This window comes from Streptomyces sp. SPB162 (assembly GCF_029504575.1).
Lineage (GTDB): Bacteria > Actinomycetota > Actinomycetes > Streptomycetales > Streptomycetaceae > Actinacidiphila.
On the sequence record NZ_JAQFII010000002.1, the window covers coordinates 68,935 to 86,695 of the forward strand.

The window sequence follows — 17,761 nt, forward strand, 5'->3', positions numbered from 1 at the left end:
ACCATGGCACCATCCGAAGCCGTCGAGGCGGCATCCGTGCCCGCCGGCACCGCGGAACCACCCGGCACGCAGGCCGTGCTGGAGGCCGTCGGCGTCAGCAAACGCTTCCCCGGCGTGGTGGCGCTCGACGAAGTGTCCTTCACCCTGCGGGCCGGTGAGATCCACGCACTGGTCGGGGAGAACGGCGCCGGCAAATCGACGCTGATCAAGCTGCTCACCGGCGTCTACCGCCCGGACGGCGGTGAGCTGCGGCTCGCGGACTCCCCCGTCTCGTTCCACCGCCCCTACGAGGCGCAGCAGGCGGGGATCTCCACCATCTACCAGGAGGTCAACCTCGTCCCCCTGATGAGCGTGGCCCGCAACATCTTCCTCGGCCGCGAGCCCAAGAACCGGTTCGGTCTGATCGACTTCCCCCGGATGCACCGCGAGGCGGCCGAGCTGCTGACCGGCTTCGGGGTCGACGCCGATCCGCGCCGGCCGCTGCGCACGCTGGGCGTCGGCACCCAGCAGATGGTGGCCCTGGCGCGGGCGGTGTCCGTGCAGGCGAAGGTCGTCGTGATGGACGAGCCCACGTCCTCCCTCGAACCCCGTGAGGTCGAGACGCTCTTCCGGGTGATCGACGACCTGCACGGGCGGGGCATCGCGATCGTCTACGTCAGCCACCGCATGGACGAGCTGTTCCGGATCTGCGACCGCGTCACCGTCCTGCGCGACGGTAAGCACGTGCACACCGGCGAGCTGCGCGATCTCGACCGGATGCGGCTGGTGTCGATGATGCTGGGCCGCGAGATCGCGGAGGTCCGCCGGCACGGCACCACCGGCTTCGGCGAGGGCCACCGGGCCGAGCGTCAGCCCGTGCTCACCGCCACCGGTCTGACCAGCGGGCAGGCCCTGCACGACGTCGGCCTGGAACTGCATCCCGGCGAAGTGCTCGGGCTGGGCGGACTGCTGGGCTCCGGCCGCAGTGAGACCGCCAAGGCCCTCGCCGGCGCGCTGGCGCTGGACGCGGGCGAGATCAGCGTCGGAGGCCGCTTGCTGCGCCGGCTCAGCCCCGCCGCGGCGATCCGGGCCGGGATCAGCCTGCTGCCCGAGGACCGCAAGGCCGAGGGCATCGTCCCCGGCCTGTCGGTCCGGGAGAACATTGTGCTCGCCGCGCTGCCCCGGCTCTCGCGCGCCGGGATCGTCTCGCGCGCGCAGCAGGACCGCATCGTCGAGGTCTTCATGAAGCGGCTGCGGATCAAGGCGTCCAGCCCGGAGCAGAAGGTGGGCGAACTGTCCGGTGGCAACCAGCAGAAGGTGCTGCTCGCCCGCTGGCTCTGCCTGGAACCCAAGGTCCTGCTGCTCGACGAGCCCACCCGCGGCATCGACGTCGGCGCCAAGGCCGAGGTGCAGGCCCTGATCGACGATCTCGCGCAGGAGGGCCTGGCCGTGCTGCTGATCTCCTCCGACATCGAGGAGCTCATCGAGGGCTCCGACCGCATCCTCGTCCTGCGCGGCGGCGCGGTGGCCGGTGAACTGACCGGCGACCGGGTCGAGGAGAGCGAACTGCTCGCCGTCCTGGCCGAAGCACCGGACGCGACCGACGCCCCGCCCGACGGCCCGCACGACGAACCCGCGGCCCTGAAGAAGGAGGAACGGCGATGACCGACGTCCCGATCACCCTCGGCGCCCGCGGGCTGGACAAGGCCCGGGTCACGGCGCTGCTCCAGCGGTACGGCGTCTACGGCGCCGTCGCCGCGCTCCTGCTGTTCAACGCGGTCTTCACGGACCACTTCCTGACCGTCGACAATCTGCGCACCCAGCTGGTCCAGGTCTCCCCCATCGTCATCGTCGCGCTCGGCATGGCGCTGGTCATCGGCACCGAGGGCGTCGACCTGTCGGTCGGCTCCACCATGGCGCTCGCCAGCGCGCTGCTACCGCTCTACCTCGGCTACGGCCTGGTCCCCGCGCTGCTGCTCGCGCTGTTCGCCGGCGTTGTGGTCGGCCTGGTGAACGGCTCGCTGGTCTCGCTCGTGGGACTGCAGCCCATCGTCGCCACCCTCGCGCTGTTCGTCGGCGGCCGCGGTCTGGCCCTGGTCATCGCGGACGGACAGCTCAAGCAGATCGAGAACACCGATCTGCTGGGACTGGGCACCGACAGCCTGCTGGGCGTCCCGGTGGTCGTCCTGATCGCCGGGGTGCTCGCCGTCGCCATCGCGTTCCTGGTCCAGCGCACCACCTTCGGGCGGCAACTGGTCGCGGTCGGCGGCAACCGGGCCGCCGCGGCGCTCGCCGGGCTGCCCGTCAAGCGCGTGCTGATCGGCGTGTACGTGCTGTGCGGTGTCCTGGCGGCGCTGGCCGGTGTCCTCGCCACCGCGCGGCTGACCGCCAGCGACCCCTCCGCGCTCGGCAACCTGATGGAGCTGTCCGCCATCACCGCCGTGGTCGTCGGCGGCACCCCGCTGACCGGCGGTTCGGTACGGGTCCTGGGCACGGTGACGGGCGCCCTGCTGATGCAGTTGCTGCACGCCACCCTGGTCACCCACAACCTGCACGACTCCACCGCCCAGATGGCCCAAGCGGCCATCATCCTCGTCGCCGTCTATGTCGCCCGGGAGCGTCGATCCCGATGAAAGCCCTCGTGAAAGCCACCTCCGCACCCGCCTTCGTGCCGCCGGAGGACCTGGCGGCCACCGCCCGGCCCGCCGGGCGGCAGCGCGCGGCCGAACTGCTCCAGCGCCAGGGCGTCCTCGCGGTCCTGCTGCTGGTCGTCCTCGTCTCCTCGTTCGTCTTCGACTCCTTCGCGAGCCTGGACAACGCGCGCGGAGTGACCGTCCAGGCGTCCTTCCTGTCGATCGTCGCCCTCGGGATGACGCTGGTGATCATCACCGGCGGGATCGACCTGTCCGTCGGCTCCGTCTTCGCACTCGGCGGTGTGCTCGCGGCCTGGGCCTCCCAGTGGGGAATACTGCCCGCGCTCCTGGTGCCGCTCGCCGTCTGCGGAGCCATCGGGGCGATCAACGGCCTGCTCGTCGCGCGGGCCGGGATGGCACCGTTCATCGTGACGCTCGCCTCCCTGCTCGCCGCGCGCGGGACTGCTGCTCGCCCTCACCCACGAGGGCGCCACCACCTACCTCGTGCCGCGCGGCTCGGCCTTCGCCGAACTGGGCGGCGGCAGCATCGGCGGCTTCGGGTACCCGGTGTTCATCGCTCTGGCGCTGTTCGCGGTGGGCGGCCTGGTGCTGCAGCGCACCTCGTTCGGCCAGGCCCTGTTCGCGGTCGGCGGCAGCAGCGACGCCGCCACCCTGATGGGTCTGCCGGTGGCCAGGACGAAGGTCCTGGTGTACCTGCTGAGTGGGCTGCTGGCCGGGCTCGCCGGGGCGCTCAACGCCGCCCGGCTCTCCTCGGGCGTCACCATCATCGGCGTGGGGATGGAGCTCGACGCCATCGCCGCCGTCGTGATCGGTGGCACGCTGCTGGTCGGCGGCGCGGGTTCGGTCTCCGGCACCCTGTGGGGGGTGCTGCTGCTGGCGGTGATCCAGAACCTGATCAACCAGATCGGCTCCCTGAACTCCTCCTACCAGTCGGTGGTCAGCGGCGGCTTCCTGATCCTCGTGGTGGTCGCCCAGCGCTATCTTTCCGCGGCCCGCCGCAGTACCTGAACCCGTCCGGCTCCGCCGTCGGTCGTGGACCGGGCGGAGCCGGACGCACCACACTGGGGCCGGACACCGCCGGGTCTCAAGCACCCGGATCGCAACGGCCCGGAGCTCCGCAGCCGGGCCGAAGGAAGGACATTCGTGGGCGCCAGCCTCAAGGACGTCGCGCAGCTGGCGGGCGTTTCCATCAAAACCGTCTCGAACGTGGTCAACAACTATCCGCACGTCACCCCCGGGATGCGGGCGAAGGTGCAGCGGGCCATCGACGAGCTCGGCTACCGACCCAACCTGACCGCCCGTCATCTGCGCAAGGGCCGGACCGGCATCATCGCGCTCGCCGTCCCGGAACTCGGCAACCCGTATTTCGCCGAACTCGCGGGCGCCGTCGTCGACGCCGCCGCCCGGCACGACTACACCGTGCTGCTCGACCACACCGGGCGGCGAACGGCAGAAGGAGATCCTGGTCTCGCAGGGCTTCCGCGCCCATGTCATCGACGGACTCATCCTCAGCCCGATCGAGCTGGAGGCCGCCGACCTGCTGGGCCGGACCGACGACGCCCCGCTGGTGCTCGTCGGCGAACGCGAGTACGACGCCCCGTACGACCAGATCGCCATCGACAACGTCTCCGCCGCGCGCACCGCCGTACGCCACCTCACCGGGCTCGGACACCGGCGGATCGCCTTCCTCGGTGCCCGCAGGGAAAGCGCCCGGCAACCGGCCCACCTGCGGCTGCGTGGCTGGCGGGAGGAGCTGGGCGCGACCGGACTGCCCTGCGACGACTCACTGGTGGCCGCGACCGACGGCTACGGCCGCATTGACGGCGCCGCCGCCATGAACGCCCTGCTGGACCGCGGGGAGCGGCCCGACGCCGTCTTCGCCTACAACGACCTGATCGCGATCGGCGCGATGCGTGCGCTGACCGACCGCGGGCTGCGGGTACCGGACGACGTCGCCGTCGTCGGCTTCGACGACATCGAGGAGGGGCGGTTCTCGACCATCGCCCTGACCACGGTCTCGCCCGACAAACAAGCCATCGCCCGGCTGGCGGTCGAACGGGTGGTGGCCCGGCTCGCGGGCGCCCCCGACCTGGTGCCGGAGCGGATCCAACCCGGCTACACACTGGTGGCCAGGGAGTCCACCGCGCGCCGACCCGGCTGAGCCGGTTCGCGTTCGCGGGCACCACCCGCCGCGTACCCGTCCACCGCACCCTTCTTGAGGACTCACATGCCCCGACCCGCAGCGCACCGTGAACCGTTCGGCACCACCCCGGACGGCCGGCCCGTGGACCGCTGGACACTGCGGTCCCCGTCCGGAGTCACCGCCGAGGTCCTCACCTACGGGGGCGTCCTGCACGCCCTCACGGTCCCGGACCGCGCGGGCCACAGCCGTTCCGTCGTCCTGGCACTGCCCGACCTGGAGGCCTACGCCGGGCCCAGCCCCTACTTCGGCGCCCTCGTCGGGCGTTACGCCAACCGCATCGCGGGCGGCCGGTTCACCCTGGACGGGCAGGAGCACCACGTACCGGCCAACGACCACGGACACGCGCTGCACGGCGGACCCGACGGTTTCGACGGCCGGGTGTGGGACGCGGAACCGGTCGGCGACGACGCGGCCGTGCGGCTGACGCTGCGCAGCCCCGACGGTGACATGGGCTTCCCCGGCGAGCTGACCGTGACGGCGCACTACGCACTCGACGAGCGGGGCACGCTCTCCGTCACCTTCGAGGCCGTCACGGACCGGCCGACCGTCGTCAACCTCACCAACCACGCGTACTTCAACCTGGCGGGGACGGGTACCGGAGCGGGGCCGGGCGGCGTGCTGGACCACTGGCTCAGCGTCGGCGCGGACCGCTACCTGCCGGTGACGGCCGACGCGATCCCGCTCGGACCGGCGCAGGAGGTGGCCGGCACACCCTTCGACCTCACCGCACCGCGCCGGCTGGGCGACTGCCTGGCGGCGGACGATCCCCAACTGAAGGACGCGGACGGATACGACCACTGCTGGGTCCTGCGCCCGCCGGAAAACTCCGACGGCCTGCGGGCCGCGGCACTGCTGCGCGACCCCGCCTCCGGGCGCGAGCTCCAGGTCTGGACGACTGAGCCCGGCATCCAGGTCTACACGGCCAACCACCTCGACGGCTCGCTCACCGACGCGGACGGCAACCGCCACGAGCGGCACGGCGCCGTGTGCCTGGAGACCCAGCACTTCCCGGACGCGCCGAACCGGCCCGACTACCCCAGCACCGTGCTGCGGCCCGGCACCGTCTTCCGCAGCCGCACCGAGTTCCGCTCCACCCACCTGGGCTGAGCGGCCCCGTACGGTCCCGTGGGGCGGCCGGGTGCCGCCCCACGGAGCCGGTCAGGCGCGGTGCAGTCAGGCGCGGTGCAGTCAGGACACGGTGCAGCTCAGGACGCGGTGCAGGTCAGGGTGGGCGCGGCGTTGGTGCCGGTCCACGTGCCCTGGAGCCCGAAGGAGGTCGACGCGCCGGGTGCGAGCCGGCCGTTGTACGCGAGGTTCACCGCGCTGACCCCGGTACCGGACTGCTGGACGGTCGCGTTCCAAGCGTTGGACAGGTGCTGCCCGTTCGGCCAGGTCCAGGTGACCGTCCAGGCGTTGGTCGGCGAGGTCCCCGGGTTGGTGACGGTGACGGTGGCGTTGAAGCCCGGGGTCCACTGGCTGTCGACGTGCCAGCCCGCCGTGCACCCGGACCCCCCGCCGCCTCCGCCGGGGGCCGTGGTGGCGGTGACTCCGGCGGACGCGGGCGAGGTGTTGCCCGCCGCGTCATGGGCCCTGACGGTGTAGACGTACGCGGTCGACGGGGTCAGGCCCGTGTCGGTGTAGGAGGTCCCGGTGCTGCTGCCGACCGGCGTGGTGCCACGGTAGATGTCGTAGCCGGTGACGCCGACGTCGTCGGTGGCGGCGCTCCAGGTCAGCGAAGCGGTGGTGCTCGTGATCCCGGAGACCGCGACGTTCGAGGGGGCGGTCGGCGGCTGGGTGTCGCCGCCTCCGCCGCCACCGGAGCCGAACGAGGGCGCCTTGATACTGGCCAGGTAGGCGTCCTTGGCGGTGTTGACGGTGGTCCAGTCGTCGTTGAGTATTCCGCCGGTGTCACCGGAGTTGGGGTTCCACGACCAGAACGTCCACTGGAAGCTGTCGGCACCGTACTGGGCGGTGGGACGCAGGTACTGCACGAGCGTCTTGAGCCAGGTCTGGTCCACGGAGGCCTGCAGCGTGGTGCCGAACTCCCCCACCCAGACCGGTGCGGTGTTCTGCTGGAAGAGGTAGCCCCAGTTCTTGTTCCAGATGCCTGCCATGTTGCCCGGGAAGGCGGGGTCGGTGAACCAGGGCTGGGAGGCGACACTGGTCGCGTAGTCGTGCGCGGAGTACACGAGCCGGTTGGCGACGCTCAGCCGGACCGGGTACTGGCCGGCGCCCTGGAGGTTGCCGCCCCACCAGTACGAGTTGCCGTTGAAGGTCTGGATGCCCTCGACGAAGACGAGGAGGGACGGGTTGGCCGCCAGCACCGCGTTGCCGCCGCGCTCGGCCGCCAGCCGCCAGTCGGTCGAGGTGTCGCCGCAACCCCAGCAGGCGGGGTCGTGCGGCTCGTTGTGCAGATCGATGCCGATCATGGCGGTGTTGCCCCGGTAGCGGTTCGCCAGGGCGGTGAGGTTGCTGAGCCAGGTGGACTCGGGAACGGCGGCGGTGTACCAGAGCGCCGACTGCCCGCTGGAATCGGGACGGTGCCGGTCCAGGATGACCTTCATGCCGATCGACCCGGCGTAGTTGACCAGCTTGTCCATGATCTGGAGCGACGTCAGACCCGGCAGGTCGGCGTTCATGCCGCCGGAGGTGTTGATGCCGCTCGGCACGGTGCCCTTGAAGATGTCGTCGCTGTACGGCAGCCGGATGGTGTTGTAGCCGGTCGACTTCATCTGGTCGATCATGCTCTTGTAGTCGCGCGACCAGAGGCCGTGCGGCACGTAGTTGGAGGTCTCGAACCCGAACCAGTTGATACCGGCGATCCGCACCGGCTGATCGGCGGCGTCCAGGATCTGCCGTCCGCTGGTGTGCCAGTAGCCCGCCCCGGCGGCGGCCGCGGCGGGCTCCGCGCGGGTGGGTGCGGCGTTGTCGGCGGCTTGAGCGCCCTGGGATCCGGCGAGCGGGCTGAGCAGCGCGGCCATGACCGCTGCGGCGGTGCCGGCCGTGCGCAGTCTGCGCGAGAGATGGAGCACGTCCCTGTTCCTCTCTGACGTTCGGTTCTGATGCTGCGACTCTGATCGATTGCGCGTGGGAGCGCTTCCACTCCTCTCGAACATCACCTCCATAAAACGTGTCCTAGGTCTGGCCAGAAGAAGGGATCTGCGGCACGATTCCTTCAGTTTCCATAGCCATGACGGACCATCAAGGCCCGTGCCATAGAAGCGATGCCCGCAGACGGCGTCAAGATGCCGAGCAGCGTTCATCTCTTGAACGCTTTTTCGGAATTCGAATCGAAGAGAAATGGGCAAGATGAACCGAACACATGTGGGAGCGCTCCCACATAGCCGCCGCTGGACGACGCTTTTCGCGGCAACCGCGGCCGCTGCCGCGACCGCGCTCTGCGTCCTGCCGGCCCCTGCCGCGAGTGCCGCCACCGCCGCCGGAGCGCAGCCCGCCGACCACTCGCTTCCGGCCGCCACGCGCTTCTACACCGACCTCGACAGCCAGGCGGCGCACCAGGCGGTGACCGACCTCAAGGCGCACGACTACGCCGGCGCCCTGTCCATGGCCAAGATGGCCACCTGGCCGGTGGCGCAGTGGTTCAACGGCACGGACACGCCCGAGCAGACCACGAGCGACATGGCGAAGCTGCAGGCCAGAGCCGCACGGCAGCACCAGGTGCCGGTGGCGGTGGCCTACAACGTGCCGGGCCGCGACTGCTCGCAGTACTCGGCGGGCGGCGCGTCGAACTCCACGGAGTACGCCGCGTGGATCGACGCCCTCGCCCGCGGCATCGGCAACCACCGCACCGTCGTCGTCCTGGAGCCGGACGGTCTGGCGCTGAGCCCGGCCTTCTGCGGTGGCACCGCCGCCCAACAGGCTGACCGTGTCGCCGAGATCAGCGGCGCCGTGCGGCGGCTGGAGCGGCAGCCCGGCGCCGTCGTCTACCTCGACGCCGGGCACAGCGCCTGGCAGAACGTGGGCACGATGGCCGAGTTGCTGGTCGAAGGGGGCATCGCACAGGCGCAGGGCTTCTTCCTGAACGTCTCCAACTACCAGACCGACGCGGATCTGGTCCGCTACGGCACCCTGGTCTCCAAGTGCGCCTGGTACCTGCGCAACGTTCCCGGCGCGGCGGCCGGCGACTGCGCGAACCAGTACTGGCCGCCCGCCGACGCGGACGCCTGGTACGCGAGCCATGTCCCCGCGGGGGCGGCGCTGCCGCACTTCGTGATCGACAGCAGCCGCAACGGCCAGGGCCCGTGGACGCCGACCGTCGAGTACAGCGACCCGCAGACCTGGTGCAATCCTCCGGGGCGTGGGCTGGGCACCCGTCCCACCGCCGCCACCGGCGTCCCCTTGCTCGACGCGTTCCTGTGGATCAAGGTCCCCGGTGAGTCCGACGGCAGTTGCACGCGCGGCACCGCGGGACCCACCGATCCCGAGTACGGGATCACCGACCCGGCCGCCGGAGCCTGGTGGCCCGACCAGGCCCACGGGCTCGCCGCCCGTGCGCAACCGGCCCTGAACTGGAACCTGGGCCGGTCCTGAACCGGTACGCGGTGCGGCGGACCTGACCGGGGCCGCACCGCGTACCTCCCCTTGCCCGCGCCGACTTGACCACGCCACCCCGTTCGTCCGGACCCTCGCGGCCCGGTGCGAGCGGGGTGTCGTTGCGTTTACATCGTTAGATGTCAACCGCGCCCAATTGCTGCGCGAGGTCTGGACAGTGACGTGACGGCATGCTGTCATTCCGCTGGACCTTACATTTCCAACGTTAGAAGACCCGCGTCACAGCACGGCCCACCCCACGAAGGAGCCGCTCTGATGAAACGCCCCTCCGACGCCGGGCACCCGCCCTGGCCGCGCCGCCTCGTCTCCGCGTTCGCGGTACTGGCGCTCGCCGCCGGCGCACTGGCCGCCCTCGGCCAGGCGCCGGCCAGTGCCGCCGCCTGGTCGCCGAAAGCCTCCCCCATGACCACGCCCTGGACGGACCAGGTCCCGGTCGACAACCCGTTGCCCGAGTACCCCCGCCCCCAACTCACCCGGCCCGACTGGGCCAACCTCAACGGTATCTGGGACTTCGCCGTCACCGGCCGCGACGCCGGCCCGCCCGCGGCGTTCACCGAGCAGATCCGCGTCCCGTTCGTCGCCGAGTCCGCGCTGTCGGGCATCAAGCGCAAGATCACCGAGAACGACAAGCTCTGGTACAAGCGCACCTTCACCGTCCCCTCCACCTGGAACGGCCGCCGCGTCCAGCTCAACTTCGGCGCCTCCGACTGGCAGACGACCGTCTGGGTCAACGGCCAGCAGGCCGGGTCGGTGCACAAGGGCGGTTACGACGCCTTCGGTTATGACATCACCCCCCTGCTGACCAGCGGTTCCAACACCATCGTGGTCTCGGTCTACGACCCGACCCAGACCGGCGGAGGGGCCGTCGGCAAACAGCGCGTCAACGACGTCTCCCCGCACCCGGGCGGCGGGATCTTCTACACGGCGGCCTCCGGGATCTGGCAGACCGTCTGGTTGGAGCCGGTCGCCGCCGCGCACATCACCCGCGTGGACCTGGTCCCGAACCTGGCGAACAACACCCTGCGTGTCACGGTCAGGGGCGACGGCATCAGCGGCCAGGGCGCCCGTGTCACCGTCTCCACCGCGGGCACCACGGTCGGCACCGCGACCGGGTCCGTCGGCACGGAGTTCTCCGTGCCCGTGCCCAGCGCGCACCGGTGGAGCCCCGACGACCCGTTCCTGTACGACGTGCGCGCCGACCTGACCAGCGGTACCACCACCGTCGACTCGGTCGGCAGCTACACCGGGATGCGGTCGATCGCGATCGCCAAGGTCGACAACGTCCTGCGGCCCGTCCTGAACGGGAAGTTCGTCTTCCAGACCGGCACCCTCGACCAGGGGTTCTGGCCCGACGGCATCTACACCGCGCCGACCGACGCGGCGCTCAGGTCCGATCTCCAGGCGCACAAGGACCTGGGCTTCAACATGGTCCGCAAGCACATCAAGGTGGAACCGCAGCGCTGGTTCTACTGGGCCGACCGGCTCGGTCTGCTGGTGTGGCAGGACATGCCCGCCATGGACACCGGCAAGTCGCCGGACAGCGCCGCCCGCGCCCAGTGGGAGACCGAGTTCCACGCCGTCATCGACCAGCACCGCAGCTCCCCCGCCCTGATCCAATGGGTGGACCAGAACGAGGGCTGGGGCCAGTACGACCAGGCCCGCATCGCCAATGACGTCAAGGCCTACGACCCGTCCCGCCTCGTCGACAACATGAGCGGCGTCAACTGCTGCGGCTCCGTGGACGGCGGCAACGGCGACGTCGTCGACAACCACATCTACGTCGGGCCGGGCAGCACCGCCCCCACCGCGACCCGCGCCGCCGTGCTGGGCGAGTACGGCGGGCTCGGCTTCAAGGTGACGGGCCACGAGTGGTATCCGGGTGGCGGGTTCAGCTACGAGGACCAACCGAACCTGACGGCCCTCAACAACCGGTTCGTCGGGCTGCTCGACGCCATCCGCCTCAACCAGCTGCCCGCCGGGCTCTCCGCGTCGGTCTACACCGAGATCACGGACGTCGAGAACGAGGTCAACGGACTCCTCACCTACGACCGCCAGGTCGTCAAGGTCGACGCGGCCCGGGTGAAGGCCGCCAACCAGGCCCTGATCAACGCCTCCCTCAACCCCCCGCCACCGGTCGTCCTCCCCGTCGGCCAGTACAAGTCCCTAAGGGTCACCACGCCCGGCTTCACCAACAGGTACCTGCGCCATGCCAACGCGCTGGCCTACACCGAGGTCGTCGACGGCAACAGCAGTGCGCTGCTCAAGAGCGACGCGACCTGGAAGATCGTCACCGGCCTCGCCAACAGCGCCTGCTACTCCTTCGAGTCGCGCAACTACCCCGGCGAGTACCTGCGCCACCAGGACTTCCGGGTCCGGCGAACGCCCAACGACGGGTCGGCGCTCTTCAAGGCCGACGCCACCTTCTGCGCCGTCCAGGGCAGCGGCGGCGTCCGGTTCTCCGCCTCCAACATCCCCGGGAGCTACCTCCGGCACATCAACTCCGAGGTCTGGCTGGCCACTCCGGGCGGCGGCCACACCTGGGACAACCCGGCCACCTTCACCGAGGACACCACCTGGTCCGTGGACTCACCCTGGGCGCCCTGAGCCGACCCCGATCCGCGGGAACACCCTGAACCGGCGGCTGGAGGGGAATCCAGCTCCCTCCTCGCCCCTCCAGCCGCCACCCAGGACCCGGATGTGACGCACCGCACACGCGCATCCGGACGGACCGGGGATTGCACCGGCCGTCTCCGTCCTCTCCCCCGGCACAGAGACACGGGACGACAAGACACGGAAGGCGGTCCCATGCCGGTCCACAGGACATCCGGAGCCCGCACACGACGCCAGGCGACACCGCGGGCCACGGACGAAGCGCCGGCGCCTCCCCGGCCCTTCCCTCCCGTGCCGGGAGTGCGCCACCACCACGTCACGATCAACGGCGTGCGGTTGCACTACGCCGAGACCGGCGAACCGGACGCACCGCCGGTGCTGCTCGTCCACGGCTTCCCCCAGCACTGGTACACCTGGCGGCACGTACTGCCAGGACTGGCCGGCGAGTACCGGCTGATCTGCCTGGACCTGCCCGGCTTCGGCTGGTCGCAGGCGTCGCCCGGCGGGTACGGCACGGAGCGGCGGGCGGCGGACCTCGTCGCGGTGCTGGACGCCCTCGGGCTGGAGCGGGTGCGGCTGCTGGCCCATGACTGGGGCGCCTGGGCGGGCTACTTCGCCTGCGCCCGGTGGCCCGAGCGCTTCAGCCACTTCCTCGCGCTGAGCATGGTCCACCCGTGGCCCAGCCGCCGGAACACCCTCCGGCACGCCTGGCGCTTCTGGTACACGGTGCTGCTGGAGTGGCCGCCGCTCGGCCGCCGGGTCCTGCGGCACTGGCCGGCCTTCACCCGGTACCTGTTGCGGCGCGGGGTGGCCGACCGGGCGGCCTGGCGGCAGGGCGAGGTCGAGGAGTTCGCCGCCGCGGCCCGCCAGCCGGACAGCGCGCGAGCCGGTGAGGGGATCCACCGCGCGTTCGTCACCACCGACATCGCGGCCCTGCGCCGCAAGGAGTTCCACTCGCTGCGGCTGACCGTCCCGACCGTGCTCCTGGCGGGAGAGCGCGACGTCGTCATCCCGCCCGGTCTCCTGGCGGACGGCGAACTCTTCGCCGACGCACTGACCGTCGAGGTGCTCAACGGGTGCGGGCACTGCCCGCAGCACGAACGGCCCGAGCTGGTCGTGGCGGCGGCCAGGCGATTGTTCGCGAGCTGAGTTGATGCGGCGCTCTCCCGCAGACCATGCGAAGGAGAGCCGATCCGATGCCCGATGAGGGACACCCGAGGAGCGACGACGCCGGCTGGCCGCGGGCCGGGCTGGATCCGGTGCGGCGTCTGCGGGCGGCGCGGGGGCGGGTGGTCGCGGGGGCGGGTGGTTCGAGGTCGGGCGGCTCGAGGGCGGGCTGCCCGGCGACAACCGGGGTGGTGACGACCGGCCGGCCTTCCGGGCGGTGAGCGTTTCGGGCCACCGGGAGCGCTTCAAGGTCGTTCGGCGACCGGGCTGGTGCCTGATGCGGAGCAGGCTGCCGGCCGGCGGCATGGCCGCGGTGCCCGAGGGGACCGGCACCCGGTTCGCCTTCTTCAGCGCTTACCGCTTCCCGGCCGGCGCCGCCCTCCAGTGGCTGCGCCGACCGGGGGCACGGGCCCGCGGCACCGCCCTGACGACGGCGCCGCAGCGGCGGATCGACGCCAGGTCACGTCCCGGCGCCGCCCCAGGCGCGGCGGAATGACGTCCTGGCGCGGAACAGCCGGGATCTGACGGTCCCCAGCGGGACCGCCAGCACCCGCGCCACTTCCTGCTCGTCCAGGCCCTCGACGTGACGGAGCATCAGTACGGCGCGGTGTTCCGGCGACAGTCGCCGCAGCACGTCCCCGATGTCCTGGCCGAGTTCCGGATCGCCCGGCGCCGGCAGCTCGGAGAGCTCCGCGGGGACCGTCCGCCGCCGTTGCCCGGCGACCCGGACCGCCTCGCGGACGGCGATCACCCGCACCCAGCCGAAGAGCGCCGCCGGCTCCCTCACCTGCCGGATGTGGCGGAAGACCGCGGTCAGTGCCTCCTGCGCCGCGTCGTCCGCGTCCTGCAGCGCGACCGGGCCGCAGACGCGTCCCACATACGGGGTGAGGACGGTGAGCAGCTCGTCCATCGCCAGCCGGTCGCCCCGCTGCGCGCCCGCCACCAGCCGCGCCAGCACGACCGGATCCAGGCGGCCGGTGCTCACATGACTCCCGGGCCCGCGTCCGAACCCGCCCGCGTTCCGCGCCGGTGGACGGCCCAGTTCTGTATCTCGGTCGCGGAGACCGCCTCGATCGCCTCCACCAGCACCCGGCGGGCTTCGGCGTCCCGTTGGTCTTCCGGCAGCAGCCGGTACCGCTCGACGGCGGGGCGCAGCCGCGACCAGGACTCCGCGGCGAGGACGTAACGCTCGGTGTGGTTGAAGACCTGGCGGAACCCGCCGATGAAGACGGCCACGCCCGCCACGGTGGCGGTGACGGCGGCGGGCGCCTGGATGCCGGCAGCGACCACCGTGGAGGCGCCCGCCAGCAGTGCGCCCAGCTCCACGGTCCAGTGCCATCTGCGGGCGTTGTCGCGGGTGCGCGCGTACCAGGCCAAGTCCCGCAGGGCATAGGCCAGTACGGGATCGTCGTGGACCGGAGGCTCGATGGGGGTCCGTCTGCGTATGAACACGCGAACATGTTGCCTCGCGCGCGGGGAAGACGGAGCGCATCAGGGAAGACCGTCGTCCGCGGTGGTGCCCCGGAACCGATCGCTCCGGGATCGCGTCCCTCTCCGTGCGGGAGGGGCCGCGGTGGACCTCGCGGAAGCTGTACGTCGAAAGGAAGGCACGCACCATGGGCATTCTCGCCTGGATCGTTCTCGGACTCATCGCCGGGGTCATCGCCAAGGTCCTGCTGCCCGGACGTGACCCCGGCGGCATCATCATCACCACGCTGATCGGTATAGCGGGGGCGTTCGTCGGCGGCTGGCTCTCCGCGCGACTCCTCGACAAGCCCGTCGGGCACCAGTTCTTCGACCTGGCCACGTGGGGCGCGGCCATCGGCGGATCGCTGGTCCTGCTGATCCTCTACCGGATCTTCTTCGGCGACTCGCGCGCCCGCCGCTGACCACGCGGTCCTGACCGCGCGCTTTTGACCGTCCGCCGCCGTCAGAGCGCCGCCGTCAGGCCGCTGTCAGACCGCCGCCGTCAGGCCGTCTCCTCGCGGTAGGCGGCGGCCTCCTCGAGGTCCAGTCGGCGCAGCAGCGTCCGGAGCATCTCGTCGTCGATGCGCCGGGCGTCGCGCAGTTCCACGAACACCTCGCGTTCGGCGCCGATCATCTGCCGGGCGAGCCGCCGGTAGGTGCCGTCCGCGGACTCCCCGGTCGTCTCGTTGACCGCCCCCAGCCGCTCCCACACCGCGTTGCGCCGCCGTTCCATGACGGTGCGCAGCCGGTCGGCGAGCGGCTGCGGCAGTTCGTTGCGCCGGTCGGTGAGGAGTTCGGTGAGCAGGCGCTCCGCGGCGGCCGACGCCTCGCTCTGGGCCTGCGCCTCGGCGAGCGTCTCGGCGTGCTCGTCACGGGACGGGATCTTCAGCCGGCGGATCAGCGGCGGCAGGGTGAGGCCCTGCACGACGAGGGTGCCGATCACGGTGGTAAAGGTCAGGAAGAGCACGAGGTTGCGGGCGGGGAACGCCTCCCCGTCGTCCAGGGTCAGCGGGATCGAGAAGGCGATGGCGAGCGAGACGACGCCGCGCATCCCGGCCCAGCCGACGATGACGGGTCCGGTCCAGTTGGTGTCGGGTTCGCGCTCCCGGATGCGGGACGACACCTTGCGGGGCAGGAAGGTCGCAGGGAAGACCCAGGCGAAGCGGGCGGCCACCACGACGACGAAGACCGCGAACGCGTACCAGGCGGACTCCCCCACCCCGTACTCGCCGAGTCCGCCGAGCACCACGCGCAACTGCAGCCCGATGAGGGCGAAGACGGTCGACTCCAGGATGAAGCCGACCATCTTCCACACCGCCGCCTCCTGCAGTCGCGTCGCGAAGTCGACCTGCCAGGAGCGGTGTCCCAGGTAGAGGCCGACGACCACGACGGCGAGCACCCCCGACGCCCCGACCCGCTCCGCCGCGGCGTAGGCCGCGAACGGGATGAGCAGCGACAGGGTGTTCTGGAGCAGCGGCTCTTTCAGGTGGGTGCGCAGCCAGTGCAGCGGCACCATGAGGATGAGGCCGACGACGACACCGCCCGCGGCGGCGACGGTGAACTCCCTGATGCCCTCGCCCCAGGTGGCCCCCTCCCCCACGACGGCGGCCAGGGCGACCTTGTACGCGGTGATCGCGGTCGCGTCGTTCACCAGCGACTCGCCCTGCAGGATCGTGGTGATCCGGCTGGGCAGTTTGAGGCGGCGCGCGATGGCGGTGGCGGCGACCGCGTCGGGCGGGGCGATCACCGCGCCCAGTACCAGGGCCACGGTCAGCGAGAGGTCGGGCACCACCAGGTAGGCCACGTATCCGACCGCGATCGTCGCGAACAGGACATAGCCGACGGAGAGCAGCGCGATCGGTCGCGCGTTGGCCCGCAGATCGAGGTAGGAGCTCTCCAGGGCGGCCGTGTGCAGGAGCGGCGCGGCAGCAGCAGCGGGAGCACGATCTCCGGGTCGAGGGTGTAGTCCGGCATGCCCGGCACGTAGGACGCGAGCAGCCCGGCGGTGACCAGCAGCAGCGGCGCCGGCACCGGTGTGCGGCGGGCGGCGCCCGCGATCGCGGCGCTGCCCGCGATCAACATCAGCAGTGGCATGACATCCATCAGCGTGTGCCCGTTCCCATCTGGTTCTCGTTGCCGGGTCTCGTTCTTCGATTGCCGTCGACCCGATCTAACCTGGCAATCATGAGTGAGTGCCCGCATGTTCCCGACCTGCCGCGCCCCGAGCCGGCCCCGCTGACGGCCACCTGTCCGGAATGCCTGGCTGTGGGCAGTCATCCGGTGCAACTGAGGCTGTGTCTCGTGTGTGGCCACGTCGGCTGCTGTGACTCGTCGCCCTACCGGCATGCCACCGGCCATTTCGAGGAGACCGGGCATCCGGTGATGCGGAGCTTCGAGCCGGGCGAGAGCTGGAGTTGGTGCTTCGTGGATCTGCGCCTGGTGTGAGTCCGGCGCCCGCCGACCCGGCCCGGGTCCGCGTCGGGGCCGTGGTCGACGTCGGGGCCGTGGTCGACGTCAGGGCCCGGGTCCGCGTCGGGGCCTTGGTCGATGTCCGGTCCCGGGTCCGCGCTGGGCGGACCCGGCCCGGGACAGCAGCAGGCCCGGCAGGTTCGCACGGGGGTGGCGGCCTGCCGGGCCTGTGCGAACTACGGTAGCGAGGCCGCGCGCCAAATGGCGGCGTCTGGCTCGCAACCCGTGCTGCGGATACACGACACGGCGCAGGCACGCCTGAATCCCGCGGATCGCGTGCCGGAATCCGTCCGCCGACCGGTTGGCCGAATCACGCCGGGGGCGTTCCGGGCCTGTCAACGAGCGGAGCCACGGACGGCGTCCTGTCCCACGCGGCACACAAGCCGCGCACGGTCAGGGATTCCGATTGCGACGGAGAGGAACTCCATGTCGAAACTCCACCTCGCCCGGGGCGTACTGGGCCTGACGGCCGCGCTCGCGGTCGGCGCGACCCTCTTGGCCGGGCCGGCGACCGCGGCCGCCCCGACCCGCCCGCCCCGGGCGGCGCCGGGGCTCCTTACCGGCCATACGGCCGCCCAGTCCGCGCTCGACGGCACCGTCGCGGCGGGCGCGCCGGCTACTCCCGGCCCACCAGCTTGAC

At 71.5% G+C, this 17,761-nt stretch carries 13 protein-coding genes and 3 pseudogenes; 12 read left to right on the plus strand and 4 right to left on the minus strand.

Translation table 11 applies throughout. From position 1 onward, the window contains the following. The first annotated feature begins 3 nt into the window (after positions 1-3). The 5 genes and pseudogenes from M2266_RS30340 (at position 4) to M2266_RS30360 (ending at position 5,943) form a co-directional block, all read left to right on the plus strand. Positions 4-1,644 (plus strand): sugar ABC transporter ATP-binding protein, encoded by a 1,641-nt coding sequence (locus M2266_RS30340; RefSeq protein WP_277441490.1) that lies wholly within the window; start codon positions 4-6, stop codon positions 1,642-1,644. Further along, complete coding sequence (locus tag M2266_RS30345) at positions 1,641-2,612, plus strand: ABC transporter permease (protein WP_277441491.1); 972 nt, start codon at positions 1,641-1,643, stop codon at positions 2,610-2,612. The genes M2266_RS30340 and M2266_RS30345 overlap by 4 nt, the downstream gene beginning before the upstream one ends. Positions 2,613-2,647: 35 nt before the next feature. Then, positions 2,648-3,641, plus strand: a pseudogene (locus M2266_RS30350) (ABC transporter permease). Between the two features lie 135 nt (positions 3,642-3,776). Next, a pseudogene (locus tag M2266_RS30355) lies at positions 3,777-4,794 on the plus strand (LacI family DNA-binding transcriptional regulator). A gap of 66 nt (positions 4,795-4,860) precedes the next feature. After that, positions 4,861-5,943, plus strand: a complete 1,083-nt coding sequence (locus M2266_RS30360) for an aldose epimerase family protein (protein WP_277441492.1) — start codon at positions 4,861-4,863, stop codon at positions 5,941-5,943. Positions 5,944-6,041: 98 nt separating this feature from the next. Here the strand turns inward: M2266_RS30360 and M2266_RS30365 are convergent, their stop codons facing one another. Then, positions 6,042-7,817 (minus strand): cellulase family glycosylhydrolase, encoded by a 1,776-nt coding sequence (locus M2266_RS30365; RefSeq protein ID WP_277441815.1) that lies wholly within the window; start codon positions 7,815-7,817, stop codon positions 6,042-6,044. A 328-nt stretch (positions 7,818-8,145) separates the two neighbouring features. On the opposite strand from M2266_RS30365, the gene M2266_RS30370 reads away from it, so the two are divergent. From M2266_RS30370 to M2266_RS30385, 4 genes are all read left to right on the plus strand, one after another. Further along, the gene (locus tag M2266_RS30370; protein ID WP_277441493.1) at positions 8,146-9,387 is read left to right on the plus strand and encodes a glycoside hydrolase family 6 protein; all 1,242 of its coding nucleotides are present in this window, start codon (positions 8,146-8,148) and stop codon (positions 9,385-9,387) included. A gap of 276 nt (positions 9,388-9,663) precedes the next feature. After that, positions 9,664-12,012, plus strand: a complete 2,349-nt coding sequence (locus tag M2266_RS30375; protein WP_346780970.1) for an AbfB domain-containing protein — start codon at positions 9,664-9,666, stop codon at positions 12,010-12,012. 306 nt (positions 12,013-12,318) lie between these two features. Further along, complete coding sequence (locus M2266_RS30380) at positions 12,319-13,167, plus strand: alpha/beta hydrolase (protein ID WP_277441494.1); 849 nt, start codon at positions 12,319-12,321, stop codon at positions 13,165-13,167. 295 nt (positions 13,168-13,462) lie between these two features. Next, positions 13,463-13,681, plus strand: coding sequence for a hypothetical protein (locus M2266_RS30385; protein WP_277441495.1), 219 nt, complete (start codon positions 13,463-13,465; stop codon positions 13,679-13,681). Here the strand turns inward: M2266_RS30385 and M2266_RS30390 are convergent. After that, positions 13,646-14,095, minus strand: coding sequence for an RNA polymerase sigma factor (locus tag M2266_RS30390; RefSeq protein ID WP_277441817.1), 450 nt, complete (start codon positions 14,093-14,095; stop codon positions 13,646-13,648). The genes M2266_RS30385 and M2266_RS30390 overlap by 36 nt on opposite strands. A 71-nt stretch (positions 14,096-14,166) precedes the next feature. Beyond that, the gene (locus tag M2266_RS30395; RefSeq protein WP_277441496.1) at positions 14,167-14,637 is read right to left on the minus strand and encodes a DUF4231 domain-containing protein; all 471 of its coding nucleotides are present in this window, start codon (positions 14,635-14,637) and stop codon (positions 14,167-14,169) included. Between the two features lie 164 nt (positions 14,638-14,801). Here M2266_RS30395 and M2266_RS30400 point away from each other — a divergent pair, with 164 nt between their 5' ends. Then, positions 14,802-15,074, plus strand: a complete 273-nt coding sequence (locus tag M2266_RS30400; RefSeq protein ID WP_138354225.1) for a GlsB/YeaQ/YmgE family stress response membrane protein — start codon at positions 14,802-14,804, stop codon at positions 15,072-15,074. A gap of 80 nt (positions 15,075-15,154) precedes the next feature. Here the strand turns inward: M2266_RS30400 and M2266_RS30405 are convergent. Then, positions 15,155-16,755, minus strand: a pseudogene (locus M2266_RS30405) (Na+/H+ antiporter). Between the two features lie 81 nt (positions 16,756-16,836). Here M2266_RS30405 and M2266_RS30410 point away from each other — a divergent pair. After that, a complete protein-coding gene (locus M2266_RS30410; RefSeq protein WP_277441497.1) occupies positions 16,837-17,097 on the plus strand; it encodes a UBP-type zinc finger domain-containing protein in 261 nt (86 codons plus the stop codon). A 450-nt stretch (positions 17,098-17,547) separates the two neighbouring features. After that, on the plus strand, positions 17,548-17,760 hold the full coding sequence (locus M2266_RS30415; protein ID WP_277441498.1) for a hypothetical protein: 213 nt from the start codon (positions 17,548-17,550) through the stop codon (positions 17,758-17,760). Position 17,761 lies beyond the last annotated feature (1 nt).

Excerpts from the sequence above, each read along its gene's own strand:
- M2266_RS30340 (WP_277441490.1), top strand. The coding sequence starts at position 4 with ATGGCACCATCCGAAGCCGTCGAGGCGGCATCCGTGCCCGCCGGCACC.
- M2266_RS30345 (WP_277441491.1), top strand. The coding sequence starts at position 1,641 with ATGACCGACGTCCCGATCACCCTCGGCGCCCGCGGGCTGGACAAGGCC.
- M2266_RS30360 (WP_277441492.1), top strand. The coding sequence starts at position 4,861 with ATGCCCCGACCCGCAGCGCACCGTGAACCGTTCGGCACCACCCCGGAC.
- M2266_RS30365 (WP_277441815.1), bottom strand. The coding sequence starts at position 7,817 with ATGGCCGCGCTGCTCAGCCCGCTCGCCGGATCCCAGGGCGCTCAAGCC.
- M2266_RS30370 (WP_277441493.1), top strand. The coding sequence starts at position 8,146 with ATGAACCGAACACATGTGGGAGCGCTCCCACATAGCCGCCGCTGGACG.
- M2266_RS30375 (WP_346780970.1), top strand. The coding sequence starts at position 9,664 with ATGAAACGCCCCTCCGACGCCGGGCACCCGCCCTGGCCGCGCCGCCTC.
- M2266_RS30385 (WP_277441495.1), top strand. The coding sequence starts at position 13,463 with ATGCGGAGCAGGCTGCCGGCCGGCGGCATGGCCGCGGTGCCCGAGGGG.
- M2266_RS30390 (WP_277441817.1), bottom strand. The coding sequence starts at position 14,095 with ATGGACGAGCTGCTCACCGTCCTCACCCCGTATGTGGGACGCGTCTGC.
- M2266_RS30400 (WP_138354225.1), top strand. The coding sequence starts at position 14,802 with ATGGGCATTCTCGCCTGGATCGTTCTCGGACTCATCGCCGGGGTCATC.
- M2266_RS30410 (WP_277441497.1), top strand. The coding sequence starts at position 16,837 with ATGAGTGAGTGCCCGCATGTTCCCGACCTGCCGCGCCCCGAGCCGGCC.
- M2266_RS30415 (WP_277441498.1), top strand. The coding sequence starts at position 17,548 with ATGTCGAAACTCCACCTCGCCCGGGGCGTACTGGGCCTGACGGCCGCG.